Genomic DNA, 14,972 nt, shown 5'->3' with positions numbered 1-14,972 from the left:
CCCTGGTAAAAAGTCGCGGAAAGCGCCCCTTACAGCTGGAAAAACAGAATCCACCCTGCAACATCCATTGCAGCTGTTTTTCTATTTCAGCTATAAGGGTCTCTTTCTGATCGCAACTATTTTACAAGGGGCGTTTTTTATATATTATTATATAATAATCAATTAAATATATCCCTTAAGTTGACGCCATTGGCTGTTCACAAATTTGGTAAAAAAGTTTTTTCTCTTACTTTTTGATCAAGCAAAAAGTAGCTTTAAAAAATTCATTTTTTACCAGTGTCAGGAACAGATACCCTTAAATGCATACAAAACCTCTCCCTTGAACGGGTACAAAAAAAGCTCATTCACTGGAGCTTCAGGCTGGTGAATAGATAGGTTGTCAAATATAATAGTTCTTATTCAGCCTATTGGTACGCAAGAAATTTTACAAGAGGCGTTTTTTGGGTGTGTACTTACCACTGAGCTCAGTCTATAGCCTCCTATCTAGTCTTATTTTTCTTTACTTTTATGCCTCACCTCAATACTTACTGGATCGCTGCATACGATTTTTCCTGTTTCATCTTCAAACCAATAGCTAATAAACAAAGCTTCTTTAGCTAAAACTTTATTTTTACTGTATGCCTTGTATAGATCTATAGAAAAGTCAGACGGAGCTTCTGGAGCTGTCTTCTCAAAATCCTCTGTATTAATCACCCGCTTTAGAAAGATAAAACCTAACATTGGTTCATACATGTAGCCTTTATTTTTATTAATCTTGCTAAACAGCTTTTCTGCTTTTTCTTGAATTGTCTCTTTATGCTCTGCTTTAACTATAATATATCCGTGATTTTGAGTATTAATTTTACCCAAAAAGGGCACTTCAGGAAATTTATAGATAGTATAATTATCCTTAGCATAAAGAAATTTTTTCAAAGAGCCACCAGGATGCAAAGTAATATGCGCGTGTGTATTATCTAAGGTTATAGGAGGAATTGGAACCTTTAAAGGATTCTTTAGCTCTTGTCCTTCTTTGTTTTCTGCTATACTTAATTTTTCTTGTGATCCGTGAAACTTAAATATACTACCTTGTGTAGTACACAAGCAAGGGAAATAGCTATAGGCTTCTTCACTGCTAAAGAACGCAATAGCAGATTGGCTTAACGGTTTGCTCGGATCTTGAACCACTAAGATATTGCCATTTGTGCTATCGTTACTATTAGATTCACGCAAGGCTTTAACTAAAGATTCAATCATAACAGTTCTCCAAATATATGGAACACCTTTTTTTGCTTTTATAAATACTACATAAGATGCTTGGTCAGAAGGAATTGATTTTTTTTGCCCATCAGCGAAATATTCGATTGCATCCCCAGAAAGGGTTACATTTTTAACTTGACCGGTTATTTTATCACGGGTAAGCTTTAAATTCGATATGGTTAAGCGATGGGTACTACCATCAAATGTCATAAAAGGGGTAGGACTATCTTGGGCAAGTGAACTTGCTTCAGCTAAGAAATGTTCCATTTGACTTAAATAATAGTGTGTTTTGTTTTGAACAAAATAACAACATATTTTATACTTGCCGGATTGCATAGGCGCTTCGTGAGTTAGTAGATTGCCTACTATATTAGGTTTAAGGTTCCTAAATTTACCTGGAACAACCATTAGGTCGCCGTTATTAAATAATTCAGTTTTGATAGGCCATTCATTTTCATCAGCTATTGCTTGTTTAACCAAATTATAAGGGTTAACACCTTCTTTTACCAATAGAAAACCTACTTCTACATGATCATTATTTTGATAAGAAGTTGCTACGTCACCTTTTAAAAACCAACCTGTATCATTGCCACTTTGAGATAGAGCTTTCAAACCAATAGCTTGGTAATCTGGCAAGGGTTCATCTTTATCTGGGCTATCCATTGGTACAGAAGCAGCAGAAATAGCATGTGTACCATTTTGTACCCATAACATATGCATGTTATAGCTTTTTGAGGTCAATTTTATGTATTGATCTTTATCTAATACTGTAATAGGGATAGTAAATTTAAGCTGTTTGGTATCTAGAGAAAGTGCATCTACTTTAAGTGGATAGATAAAACTACCATCCTCTTGCCACATTACCTTCTCCACTTCATTTTTGTTATCTATAGCTGTTGTGACTATGGGTGATTCTTTGGTAATTGATCCACCATCTGCAACTCCTATCAAGACCAGATGATATGGTGCCTGAGGATCTGCCATAATAACTTCACCCTCTACATGCACTAGCAAATCTGTTTTTTTACCTTGTAAGCAACTGATGGTGGCCAATCGCTTACAAGAAGCAATAGATACTTGCAGTTGACTACTCTCTGTATCCTCTTTTGGCATATGATTATCTGAATATGAAACGGTAACAGGATCTTTATGACTTCCGCAATTTTGGCAAGATGTCATTAGTATTTGGGAAGATACAACTAATAGAAAAGAAGTCAATTTCCAAAGAGATAGGTTTATTTTTTTAGAAAACATAACAAAAATGAATTTAAAATAGATGTTGCATGAATAGGTTAGAGTTGGCTACTTCTTTATCAAGAAAAAAGTAAGATAAAAAAACTTATAATCAAATAAAAATAATTAAAAATTCCTTAAGTTAACGCCATAGCCTGAACAGATACTTGGAATCACTAGATAAGTATTAAACACGGCTAAGCCATCCAAAATAAAACAATTTCTTCTTGCATCCAAGGTAATTTAAGGTTATTCATAGACCAAGGGGGCAGTAAATCTACTGTATCATGGTCTTGATGTATAATCATCAAATGCCAAAATTTGCTTTCGGTAGCATCATTATTATAATGCCTAGTTAAGATACCTAGCCTATTTAAAAAATAATTTTTCAAAATATCCTGTGTGGTAGCCTCTTGGTATAAGGTAGTTTCGTTAAGCTTTTTTAAACTTGTCCAGCGCTTTATTACTTTTTCAAAGAGTAGTGTGCTATTACCTTCTATGGCTTTTATATCATTTCTGGCTGTTGCCCCCTTCTCTCCTATTGTTTCTATAGTTTCATGTTGAGGCTGTTGTGATGACTTATCTTTGATTACTTCGATGTCTTTTTGCTTCTGTTGCACCTGATCTGGGTCATCTAAATCGTAAGCTCCATCTATGACTTTATAAGGTAACAATACTTCATCATAGGTCAAGCCACAAAGTAGTTTAGGCAGGGTAAGTTGCCATTCTGGACTCTTGAGTTTGCCAGTAACCAAGTATTGCAATAGGTAAACCCCATTATGGGCCGCTTGGTCACAGACAAATTGGTTACCTACCATAAGGTTATGGCTGCTAAAAAAGTCATACAGGAAAGGCCATAGAAAAACTAATCCACTATTTTTAGTATAAACTCTAATTTCTTCTTCTGGGTTACCAGATTTTTTGGATGGTTCTTTTGCTAGCTTGCTTGGTAAGGTTTCTGATGAATTATGCGCTAAAGTGGAGCTACTAATGGTAGGTGTATGGATACGAGTTATCAGGGGCTTAAGTAAGGTTATCATCTTGCGTTCCTGTTTGGTAGCCGGTCTGGTAGTTAAAATAGATCTAATAATCTGGTATATATCTTCTTTGGGATAGCAAGTAGTAAGTAGGGTACTATGTATAAACTCCTTTTCTTTAAATCGACTTTTGGTAATCAAATAATGTATGGTAGAGATGTATAGTTCCTTTTGCCATGTAGATAGATTAGGCAGTTGGGTGGTTGGATGTTGCAATGGATGGCTCAATAGCTCCAGGTAATACTTTACAAATGGAGCATTATCTTGTGCTAAACATGTTATCATCTCTTTACTAACTTCTTGACTAAAGTAGTGTACCATACGTCTGGCAACCAATGGATGATTAGGCTGTTCTTCTAAAAACTTTAATAAAGCCAATGGTTGGTCAGCCATAAACTGAACCAATTGCTTACCAAATGTATGGGGCGATAGATGAAACTTTTGGCTAAAAAGAGATAGACTGCCATTAAGCAATAGATGGAGTTTGGTTAAAAGAGGATCTTTGCATCCACTTTCTATAGCTTGTTGCTGGATTTTTTGTTGGTATTTTGCTGCCAGCCTATTCAATGAGCTAGTTAACTGTTCTACTGCTGGTATCTCCTTGGCATCCTGAATAAGAAGCTGAAAAGTTTGTACCAATATAGTTGGTGGTATTTCTAAAACGTTACTCCATGCGATGGTGGTTTGTGCGAGCCAATCATCTGTAGAAATAGATGATTGAGGTAAGGTTTTGAATAGACTATTCCAAAATATGTTTTTACTGCTATGGTGTTGTCCTAGTGCACCTTGTGTGGCACACCACAATTGATAGATCCCTTTTATAGGGTTGGCTAAGGTTTGCCCTACATCACTGTGGCTTTGCACTAATAAGACAAGTTGGGCATGCGTAAAATTGGCAATAAGTCGTTGACGTACATGTATTTTATCTTGTGCCAAAGAAAAAGTAGGCAGCTGGTTGATAACATCATTGAGTAAAGCAGTGCTATCTGGATAGTTGCCAAGCTTTCCCGTATGCAAAAAAAGGTGCCATCTTTGTGCAACCCGTTCTTTTTTGCTTTGCATAGAAGTGCTCATCTCTTTGGATAAGCTAAGGCTCATGGTCTTCTTTAAGCTTTTAGAAATAGTTGGCAAGTGATCTGTGACCAATTGATGAATCGCTGATTGAGAGAGGTCAGCTGCATCAGATTGTCGTACAATAGCTTTAATAGCAGGCAATAGCCTATTATAATAAAGGGGTAGGAGTAGCTTGTCTAATTGAAATTTTTCGTGTGTAGATAGAAAAATAAGATCCACCTCATCTAGCTTATCTAAGTGCAATGGGGTTAAATTTTTTTTAAGCAAAGCAAAGGCCTCTACTAGATGGTTATCGGTTACTTGCTTGGCTGCATCCATCAACTGATCACATAAGATTAACGGACTAGATGAAAGCGCTACACCCAGATGCATTAATAAGCAGGCTATATACTGTTTTTCGGTAGTAGGTGGTCTATGAACAATAGCTGCTGTGATAAAAATTTCTTTTATTGAACGAGTATTAGTCTGATTTTCAGTGCTATGTAGTAAATTTGACTGGATGATTACTTTTTCTAGTCGTTCTATCACCTGACCAGAAAATGGAATAAAGGCTTGTAACAGTTTACCTAGAATGGACTCTGTGGCATGTTGAATAAGTTTTTTTAAAATAACTGCTTCTTGTAACAAAGGTGCCAACTCATCCCGTATTTGCGTGGGTGTGGCCTGCCCCAAACACTTGGCTATTACATAGGCTGGAACCAGCTGATCTGTGGGTAATTCATTATAAAGAAGAAAATTGACTACATCAGATAATGAATTTTTTGCCACCAAACCATGCGCCTTATCTAAGGAAGATGCGTTAGATTTTGTGGCCAATAGGTCAAACGACTCTGCTGCATTATCAGCTAGCTCATCCCATATATTAACAGCCAATGGCGTATAAGCATTAAGACGCTCGGCAATACGTGCTATATAGTGCTTTTCCGTAGCAGGTGGATCTACCATAGCTGCTTTAATAAAAATATTTTTGATCGAATCAATGTTTAGCTGAGGCTCAGTAACCTGTAGTAACCGACTAATCATGGTTGCTAAGTTATCTAGAAACTTATTTGAAAGAGGTATTCGTTGTATAAGCCTGCTTTTTATTACTTCTATTACAGGTAAAATATGATTGACTGCCCCATTTGTATCTTCTAAGTTAGGTATCTGTTGCACCATGCCCCCTTGACCTAGCGCTCTTGATGCCGATGGTCCCATGCTGGCTTTTATTCGAGGATCTACAGATCGCAAGAATGGAGTCAAGAGGTTATCAGGTAAGTTATTGAACAATTTTTCCTTGTTTTTTTTTTCTTTAAGCCAACTTTTTACCAAGAGACGTATACCTGGCTTATCTATCTCTATTTTAATCTCTCTAATAGCTGCTGATAGTTGATAGGAAGGCATAGTATGACTGCCTATTGCGTCCAATTTTTTTAATACCTTTTCTTGGTTTTTAGCATCTTGATAGCCAAATTTCGGTGGTGTGGCAATCAGGTCACGCAACTGGAGCACCGATGTGCTAGTTACTTGTTTGGATAAAGATTTGCGTTCATTATCTGCATGGTAAATGTGTAATTTTTCTAGGATTGTTTCGTAGCTGATAGAGGTTTGCATGGCTACTTCTTGGAGTAGCATATGCAAAAAACCGATGCGATCTGCTTTGCCCTTTTGTTGTTTGATGGTACCCAAAAGCGCCATTCCAAGCAACTGTTGCACGGGTGCGTATAACCCACTATTTAAAACACCCGTTTGATCTAATATCAACCCTATTTCCGCTAGCACAGGTGCAAAGTTTTGTATTGGCTGTTTCAGTAAGCAGGACAGGGTATGTTCCAAAGTGGTTTGAGAAAAAAGTGCCATAGAACGTTGAAGGGCTTTTTCTTTTTTATGCAGATTAAACCAAAGTTGCTCTATGAGCAGCGGATGCTGGTCGAGCAAGGTTAAATATATTTTTTCAATCTGTTTTTCAGAACGTTCAACCATCCACCAAGCAAAATTACCCTCTGATAGATAATGCGCTATGGCCTCTCGTTTGGCATCTGGTAGTGGTATGACTTGGTTAGCCTTAGGATTATGTATCACTTTGTTAATCGCTTCTTTTAACTCAAGTGTTAAGCTATGTTCGATCTGGGGAGGCAACTGTTTGTTCAAGAGAGATAGATTTACGTTACCGCCATCTATAACCAGCTTATCTAAATAGATCACCACATCACTAGGAACATAATCAGAAAAAATTTTTGATAAGATGGGTAGCAGTCGCTTCTGGATGACTTTATGAAGGGTATGTTGGACTAATTTATGTTGATTATGGTTTTCAAGGGTAACTTCAATCCGGCTACGTAAAATAACATGATGTTGTTTGGTAGGCATAATTATTTAAAAAGTCTAATCAGTAACAACATACCGCCACATTTTATCTAATCCTTTTGAAATGCCTATTCTAGGTGTTGCCTTGTAGGGTAATGTGCAACCTATATCTTTAATATATAATAGGTTTGATAAGGTTACATCAATCCCGTTATGGTTTAAATTAATACCTAACCATTGGCAAAGCTTGCCCGGGCCATTTAGATAAGTATAAGGTGGATGAATAAGTTTTATTCCTCTAATCAGAGTAGCTGATGGAAAATTTAAAGCTCCCGTAACCATATTTAAGCAATAATATTTACCATATATAAAATATACATAACTAAACCCTGCTGGCCCAAACATTACTTTATTTCTTTTCGTGACACCTCTAGCCCCATGGCAAGCAGGGTCATCTGTGCCAATATAGCTTTCTGTTTCCATAATAACGCCTTGAAAGTTATGAAAACACAATAATTTACCAATTAAATGGGTACTGACCGTGTTGGTATCTTGTGCAAAAAAAGCTCTATTTAAGATCATGTAGCCTATTGGTTCAGGTGAGACATCAAGCCAAATTAAATAAAGTCAACTTAAAACATAGCCCCGTGCTCTTGGTTTCCGATAGCGCCAGATTTTGTATCAAAGGGCAAGAGATTATATCAGTTGTTATAAGGGGGGTATTTTGGATTTAACTTGCTTAACGGAACGTAATAGGCCCCTATATTGCTTAAGCTTCAGATAAAGCGGTTGCGCATATACAACGGCAACTGAACAAAGGTATACTATAGAGGAAAAAAGATAGGTATAGACGGTTTCTTTATAGATAATCAACCAAACTTTATGTAGAGGAAATGTTTTAGTAAAAAATAGTCCCATTATAAGATGATCTACAAGGCCGAAGACCAATAGGCTTATATAATTACTTAGAGCAAATCGGTAGCGGCTGTTTAACTTTAAAAAAAGCTTACAACCTATATAAGAAGCGATGAATATAGCGCATAAAGAGGCTACTATAAGGCCACTAATAGGCTTTCCAGGTATAATGCAATAGGACTTATTATATAATAAGACAAGGCTTATGGTCGTACAAAATAGAATACTCATAGTAGCCTTTTGGCCACCATGACATTTTGCTATACCATTTAAAGTAGCCCCTAAAATAGTCAATAGGAACGAACAATAGACGATTTTATTGGTAAAATTCATGAAATAAGTAGCCGCAAATAATAAACCAAATTTCAAGAAATAGTTGTTTAAAGTTTTATGCATGGTAGTTTAATTTTAGTAGACTGAGCATCTAATGCCAATAGGTAACGAAAGATTAAATATATAGATTTATATTATGCCCTGAAAGCTAAATTGGACTTTAACATAAAATAATGTCTAGTTTTAAGGCAAAATAATAGGCTGTTATTTTAAGTGATTAAATATTATTCAGCCTTTAAAGGCGCCTATTTTATTCTCTATAAAGATCGATGTAAGGCACATAACACACTAGTTATCTATATTTAAGTAATAGTGCTTGTAAGACCCTTAGGAAGCGTAGCATTATGGTGTTTCACATTTGCTAGCTTGACCATGGTTCATATAATAGTTGACTACATATTGCCACAGAAGAAAATGCCTTACGGATTAAATGTACCAATGGTGGTCATGCTTAAGTGGACGCCATTCTGGGTTCCCGACTTTGGTAAAAAAAGCTTTTTTATACCCATTTTTCTTGATAAAACAGTAAAAAGAAAATTCCTTACGGCTTACCATGTACCAATGGTAGTCATTCTTCAGTGGACACCGTTAGGTGAACGAAGGAAAGATAAAAAAAGATTAAGTGGATAGTATAGATAAAATAATTTTTATTTTCGCTAAAAAATAAATAAATTTACATTTATTCACTACATGTTGATCTCGTAGCTCAGCTGGTAGAGCATCTCCCTTTTAAGGAGAGGGTCCTGGGTTCGAGTCCCAGCGGGATCACATTAGACCTCTTCCATAACGCACTTTAACTCACTCGTTGATTGCTCATAGCCAAGCCTCCCGAGCAAAAATTAACTAATTAAGTTCGTTGCAACGCAGTCCTAGGCAAACGTAGGAAAAAAGTAATTAAAAAACCTTATTTACCCATGTCGGTAACAGACACTAAAACAAGTCCATCATGATGCATTTTCATCAGGCCCTTGCTAACTTTAGTGACTTGGTCGTGGTTACATCCGGCCGAGTAGTAGCTAAAACGGATAATTTGCCTATAACAGAACTAATTATAGACAGTAGAAGTAAAATCATTACCCCATTTCCGATTTTTTTTGCCATTGTAGGCATCAATCACAATGGACACGATTATATAGCATCGGCTTATCAAAAAGGCATTCGTCAGTTTGTAGTAGACCACTCATGCAGCCGCTCTATCATAGACCGTTACAAAGATGTGAATATCCTACAAGTAAAACATACCGTAAAAGCGTTACAGCAGTTTAGCACTTTTTACCGATCTAGGTATCACTTGCCCCTATTGGGTATTACAGGTAGCAATGGGAAAACGATTGTCAAAGAATGGATGCATGAATTTTTGTCCAGAAAGTACAAAACCATTAGCAACCCACACAGTTACAACACCCAAGTTGGCTTACCACTTGCCATAAGTTTGCTGCAATCCAACCACGAATACGGTATTTTTGAAGCAAGGATTTCCCAAAGCGGCGAAATGGAAAAATTAAGCTCAATCATGAAGCCAACTCATGGACTATTTACCAATATCGGCCCTGCACACAGCCAAGGCTTTGAAAATATGAACCAAAAGATTGAGGAGAAAATAAAATTGTTTACCAGCTGTAGCACCATTTACTATTGCAAAGATCATCAGCTGATTCACCAAGTTCTTCAAAAACGCTATGGCAAGAGAAAAATAGGGGTAAACTGGTCTTTTCATAATTCCAAGGCAGATTATTTGGTTACCCGGAAAGAGGTAGCCAATCAAACCACCTTACAAATTACCACTTCGACCCAAAATAACACTTTTGTAACCCCTTTCCGAGATAGTGCTTCTATAGAAAACATCACCCATTGCCTAGTCTACCTACTAGACAATGGATTTGACCCTGAACAACTGCAACGTTCCCTGCTACAGCTTAAAGCCATACCGATGCGTATGACTTTAAAAGCCGGTATCCATCGATGTCAAATTATAGATGACACCTATACCAATGACATAGTCAGCCTAAGACTAGCATTAGATTTTATCGAACAACAACAGCCCACTAAACGAACCGTTATTTTATCTGATATAGTACAATCTGCTACACCTGATAACCAGCTTTATCAAGAGCTTGCTGACTTATTGGCCCAACATAAAATCCATCGATTGGTCGGTATTGGCCCTGTTATAAGCCAATACAGCCCGCTTTTTGCTATACCAGAAAAGATTTTTTTTAATAGCGTAGCAGATTGTATAGCACAAAAAATCTCTTTTAGAGATGAAACCATTTTAGTAAAAGGAGCACGTATCTTTCAACTAGAAAGAGTGGTTCAAACAATAGAAAAAAACAACCACGGAACGATTCTAGAGATAGATATGCATGCGATTAGGCATAATCTCTCCTACTTTAGAAAACAACTACATCCAACTACTAAAATCATGGCTATGGTAAAAGCCGCTAGCTATGGTAGTGGTAGCAGTAGTTTTGAACTAGCTTCTGCACTGCAGCGCCATGGTGTAGAATATTTAGGCGTTGCCTACCTGGACGAAGGAATTTCTTTACGCGAAAAAGGGATTACCTTACCAATTATGGTCATGAATCCAACAGATGATCAATTGGATGGAATGCTCAACCATGACCTAGAACCAGAAATATATAGCTTAGAATTATTGGATACATTAGCTTGTTTTATAGGAGAAAACCAAAACAAAACCATACCTATTCACCTAAAACTAGAAACCGGTATGCATCGTTTAGGTATAGCCCAAACAGAACTAGACCAGCTGATAGAACGGTTACAACAAATGCCTTGCCTAGATGTTGTGAGTATCTTTAGCCATTTAGCTGCTTCACAAGCAGATGCACATGACACCTATACCCACTTACAAGTAGCAAGGTTTATCAAGATGACGCAATATATAGAAGCACATCTCTCCATAAAACCTTTAAAACATCTTTTAAATACCAATGGTATACTACGTTTTCCGCAATTTCAATTTGATATGGTACGATTAGGGATTGGGTTACATGGCGTAGGAGTAGATAAAACCATACAACCCCATCTTATACCAGCTAGTAGCCTCAAAACCACCATTTCACAGGTAAAAAATATTCAACAAGGTGAAGGCATAGGATATGATCGAAGTACCATAGCTAGGCAAGATATGACAATTGCTACTATACCCATCGGATATGCCGATGGTCTAAGCAGGTCATTTGGCTGTGGGAAAGGCAGAGTAGTGATTCATGGTCATACATGCCCTATTATAGGGAATGTATGTATGGATATGGCTATGATAGATGTGACAGGCATAGCGGTAAAACGGGGTGATGAAGTGATTATTTTTAGTGCAGAACATTCAATAGATCGCTTAGCCGAAGAGTTGGGTACCATTCCTTATGAATTATTAACCCAAATTAGCCAAAGAGTGAAACGGGTTTATTATACCTAAAATGATTTTTTGATAAAAGTTATTTAGATGATTTCACTTCTTGTCCTACTAGTAAGCCAGAAAGGTCCAGAATGAGTTTTATAGTGTCTAAAGAGATAGTAGATAAGGTAGAAGCATATATACGTTAAGAAGCGTATGTCAGGTGATATTTATTATTCTAAGACAAATCTTATTCACGATACATGGAATAGTTTTTTATCCTAATAAACAATATTGATTCATGTTTAATATGATATTTTTCGTTTCCGTTCACCACCATGGCTTATACTAGGATAAAAACGAAGGATGTTCAATAAATAGAGAAAATATTTCATTTATGATGATAATACCTCGGTATGGTCAATTTACTATTTAGCCTTTTGAGCTGCTTAAAGTGGAATTTGTGCAATATGATATTCCCTGTATAGCATACTTTTTTATATTTTAAAGAAAAAAGCATGCTGATGCCAGACAAATAAAGCTTATCTTCTACGATTTTGTGTTGGTATAAAAATTTAAGCTGGTTGCCCTTTTTTTTCTCCATTAATTGAAGTCCCCTGATCTTATCAGTAAGCCTATCATAGATATAGGTTACACTGGAAGATTGCGCATCTGGTACCAGCTCTCTCTTAGCCTTACTTGCATTACAAACAGTACCTAAAAGTAATGATTGTATAAATAAGTAATTAGCATCGAAGTTATAATGTTGCTTAATGCGACTATAGTCCCATTCATGTACCACACGATTCAATCGATCTAAAAGTGTTATACCTTTTTGATCGATAACACCACTTATTATTTCTATACCTAACGCTCCCTTGACAATAAAATGAATCTCTTGATCGTATGCTATAAAACAGACTAGACGATAGCGCAAATTTTGATCTAGATGTTTGAAAATTAAAGCAGCGTTGATAGCAAAATAAGCAGGAAAAGTAGTAGGCAAAGCCCATAAATCAAAAGACTGTTGATCAGTCTTCTGCATACCACAACCAGAAAACAAATAAGAAAAGACCCAAAAAATGTATCTGTTCACGGCATTAGTCAATAATATATTTTGAACTTAGTTATATTTTAGTACTGAATATAAATAGATTTGCTACGATAGATTCAGTATATGTTTAGGCAATAGCGTCAACTTAAGGTATTATTAGTTGATTAAAGCTGATTTACAATAAATATAATACCAAATTGACGTTATTAATCAGCTTTTTCATCTGCTCTATCTATAAGTTGCTGATCTAACACTTTACTGGTTCGTGCCCCTAACAATTTCATTTTTTGTGCCCTAGACACTAAACTACCCTTGCCATCGCATAGTTTTTTAGTCGCTTCTAGGTAGTTTTTTTGTGTTAAGTCTAACTGACGACCTATATTTTTAATATCTTCCACGAAGGAAACAAATTTGTCATATAAGGCTCCCCCTTGCCTAGCAATTTCTAAAGCATTTTGATTCTGATAAGCTTGTCTCCATAAATTAGCAATGGTGCGCAGAGTAGCTATTAAATTTGAAGGTGATACAATAACAATATTGCGTTCGTAGGCCTCATTGAAGAGTGTAGCTGCTTCTTGAATAGCTAGTGCAAAAGCTGGTTCAATAGGTATAAACATTAAAACAAAATCTAAACCTTGTAGATCATAGAGCGATTGATAGCGCTTCTCGCTTAGTGTTTTAATATGACGTCTGATGGAATAAATATGCTGCTTGAGGTGAAAAGCCTGATCAAGCTTATCCTGGTTATTAAAAAATTGTTCATAATGATTTAAAGATACTTTGGCATCAATCACAATATTGCGGCCCTCTGGCAGATGAATGATGACATCTGGCTGAAGCCTTTGTCCATCCTCTGTTGTAATAGAGGGCTGTATCACATATTCTCTATTTTTAACTAAACCAGATTGCGCTAGAATATTTTCTAAAATAAACTCACCCCATCCCCCCTGTAGTTTAGCATCTCCTTTTAATGCCTTGGTTAAACCTTCAGCTTCCTGCGTAATTTTGAGATTCAAGTCATGGAGTTGTTTTAATTCTGTACGTAAGGCAACATTTCTTTCCAACCCTTCTTGGTTATATTGGGTAACTTGTTGAGCGAAGTGGTTAATTTTTTCGGTAAGTGGTGCGAGCAATTGCTCGATTTGGTGTTGACTATGTTCTGAAAACTTTTTACTTTTTTCTTCTAATAGTTCATTGGCTAAATTCTTAAAATGGATGGTCAGCTGGGCCTGGAGCTGCTCAACAGATTGCCCTTGTTCAGCTATTTTTTTTTCTAAGTAACTGTTCTGGGCGAGTGAAGCAGCTAATTCTTTACTAATTTGTAGATATTTCTCTTGTAAGGCATTGAATTGACATTGGCTTTCCTCTAAATGTTTTTCTAGATTGGCCATGCTATTTTCTAAGGTTGCCATGGGAACTTTACTCAGAACTTTTGCCATGAACCAGCCGATAGCTAAACCAATTAACGCTATAATAATAAAATAGATCATAGAGAGTGAAATTAAATCTAATAAATGGTAGGGGTGCCTTTATGCAAGCAACTGAATAAAAGCAACCTAACAAGTTAATTACGACATAGCTTTTGCTTTAAGTGATCTTTTTTTTAACACATATGCCCAATTTATATGATCACTCCATCTTTCAGAGTTGCGGCTTACATTTTCTTTATATTTTTAAAAAAAAAATTTAGGCAGTCGACTACAAATACTAGATTTGTGTTTCATGGGTGTTGCCACTGATATTGACGCTACTGATTCAATTCCCATGGCTGTTTGAGTTTCTGATTTAGGGTTATCATAGGCATAAGTTTTTCTGGGTTTAAGTGGTGGTAATCCATTTAGGTCACTAGGCAAAGAACCATTACCTTCTTGGCTTAGGGCGTAGTGCATTTACATCATTAGTAAGAGCATACCTTCTGTTCTCATTATACAGTGTTACATCATTAGTCGTAGGAGTCTGAGATAGCGTTATAGTCTCTTGATGAGCATGTAAAGAAGAAATTCTTTGTGGTGGAACTGGGCGTATTTTGACAATATTCGGGCTCCGAGAAGGATGGCATTCCAAATGCTTGTAAGATTGGTTGCACCCCACTTGAGCAGTTAAACACAAGAGGTCAACTGCTGAAAAGATTATTTTTGAAGCAACGGATCTGTTAGGGATTAATTTGTTTTTTATGAACTGCATATGCATATATTTTATCGTTTATATTATACTTACTGATCTTACTTTACTGGTAATTTGGCTATATAATATCATAAAATATATCTATGTTTACAATAGATTTAGAAGCATTTATGGTTGCCTATTGATAAAAAATTTGTAGTGGCCAAGCTATGTAGAGCCACTACCTGAAAGCAACAAGTATTTGTTCACTTAATTGCGTCAATTTAAGGGCTATATTGTATCTATGTATGACATTGGTAAAAAATGAATTTTTAAAGCTACTTTT

Annotated in this window: 9 protein-coding genes and 1 tRNA gene; 3 read left to right on the top strand and 7 right to left on the bottom strand. The window is 36.3% G+C overall.

Annotation, left to right across the window (positions count from 1 at the left end; translation table 11 throughout):
* Positions 1–489: 489 nt before the first annotated feature.
* The 4 genes from MUW73_RS00050 to MUW73_RS00035 form a co-directional block, all read right to left on the bottom strand.
* Positions 490–2,349, bottom strand: coding sequence for a hypothetical protein (locus MUW73_RS00050; RefSeq protein WP_243575119.1), 1,860 nt, complete (start codon positions 2,347–2,349; stop codon positions 490–492).
* A gap of 317 nt (positions 2,350–2,666) precedes the next feature.
* The gene (locus tag MUW73_RS00045; protein ID WP_243018285.1) at positions 2,667–6,929 is read right to left on the bottom strand and encodes a contractile injection system tape measure protein; all 4,263 of its coding nucleotides are present in this window, start codon (positions 6,927–6,929) and stop codon (positions 2,667–2,669) included.
* A gap of 15 nt (positions 6,930–6,944) precedes the next feature.
* Positions 6,945–7,448, bottom strand: coding sequence for a DNA-3-methyladenine glycosylase (locus MUW73_RS00040; RefSeq protein ID WP_243018286.1), 504 nt, complete (start codon positions 7,446–7,448; stop codon positions 6,945–6,947).
* Between the two features lie 126 nt (positions 7,449–7,574).
* Complete coding sequence (locus MUW73_RS00035; RefSeq protein ID WP_243018287.1) at positions 7,575–8,177, bottom strand: hypothetical protein; 603 nt, start codon at positions 8,175–8,177, stop codon at positions 7,575–7,577.
* A gap of 309 nt (positions 8,178–8,486) precedes the next feature.
* On the opposite strand from MUW73_RS00035, the gene MUW73_RS00030 reads away from it, so the two are divergent.
* The 3 genes from MUW73_RS00030 to MUW73_RS00020 all read left to right on the top strand — a co-directional run bounded on the left by MUW73_RS00030 (position 8,487) and on the right by MUW73_RS00020 (position 11,550).
* Entirely contained in the window at positions 8,487–8,744 is a 258-nt protein-coding gene (locus tag MUW73_RS00030) for a hypothetical protein (RefSeq protein WP_243018288.1), read from the top strand.
* 65 nt (positions 8,745–8,809) lie between these two features.
* Positions 8,810–8,882 (top strand) — tRNA-Lys (locus MUW73_RS00025).
* A 178-nt stretch (positions 8,883–9,060) separates the two neighbouring features.
* Entirely contained in the window at positions 9,061–11,550 is a 2,490-nt protein-coding gene (locus tag MUW73_RS00020) for a bifunctional UDP-N-acetylmuramoyl-tripeptide:D-alanyl-D-alanine ligase/alanine racemase (protein WP_243018289.1), read from the top strand.
* Between the two features lie 310 nt (positions 11,551–11,860).
* On the opposite strand, the gene MUW73_RS00015 is transcribed toward MUW73_RS00020, so the two are convergent.
* The 3 genes from MUW73_RS00015 to MUW73_RS00005 form a co-directional block, all read right to left on the bottom strand.
* On the bottom strand, positions 11,861–12,514 hold the full coding sequence (locus MUW73_RS00015) for a DUF4292 domain-containing protein (protein WP_243018290.1): 654 nt from the start codon (positions 12,512–12,514) through the stop codon (positions 11,861–11,863).
* 215 nt (positions 12,515–12,729) lie between these two features.
* A complete protein-coding gene (locus MUW73_RS00010) occupies positions 12,730–14,013 on the bottom strand; it encodes a DNA recombination protein RmuC (RefSeq protein WP_243018291.1) in 1,284 nt (427 codons plus the stop codon).
* Positions 14,014–14,383: 370 nt separating this feature from the next.
* On the bottom strand, positions 14,384–14,707 hold the full coding sequence (locus tag MUW73_RS00005) for a hypothetical protein (RefSeq protein WP_243018293.1): 324 nt from the start codon (positions 14,705–14,707) through the stop codon (positions 14,384–14,386).
* Between the last annotated feature and the right edge of the window lie 265 nt (positions 14,708–14,972).

It is taken from the genome of Candidatus Cardinium sp. cByotN1 (assembly GCF_022810525.1).
GTDB lineage: Bacteria > Bacteroidota > Bacteroidia > Cytophagales > Amoebophilaceae > Cardinium.
This window is presented reverse-complemented; position numbering and strand designations above follow the sequence as displayed.

Coding starts and splice junctions, on each gene's coding strand:
- MUW73_RS00050 (WP_243575119.1), bottom strand. CDS start 2,349: ATGCCAAAAGAGGATACAGAGAGTAGTCAACTGCAAGTATCTATTGCT.
- MUW73_RS00045 (WP_243018285.1), bottom strand. CDS start 6,929: ATGCCTACCAAACAACATCATGTTATTTTACGTAGCCGGATTGAAGTT.
- MUW73_RS00040 (WP_243018286.1), bottom strand. CDS start 7,448: ATGATCTTAAATAGAGCTTTTTTTGCACAAGATACCAACACGGTCAGT.
- MUW73_RS00035 (WP_243018287.1), bottom strand. CDS start 8,177: ATGCATAAAACTTTAAACAACTATTTCTTGAAATTTGGTTTATTATTT.
- MUW73_RS00030 (WP_243018288.1), top strand. CDS start 8,487: ATGGTTCATATAATAGTTGACTACATATTGCCACAGAAGAAAATGCCT.
- MUW73_RS00020 (WP_243018289.1), top strand. CDS start 9,061: ATGATGCATTTTCATCAGGCCCTTGCTAACTTTAGTGACTTGGTCGTG.
- MUW73_RS00015 (WP_243018290.1), bottom strand. CDS start 12,514: ATGCAGAAGACTGATCAACAGTCTTTTGATTTATGGGCTTTGCCTACT.
- MUW73_RS00010 (WP_243018291.1), bottom strand. CDS start 14,013: ATGATCTATTTTATTATTATAGCGTTAATTGGTTTAGCTATCGGCTGG.
- MUW73_RS00005 (WP_243018293.1), bottom strand. CDS start 14,707: ATGCAGTTCATAAAAAACAAATTAATCCCTAACAGATCCGTTGCTTCA.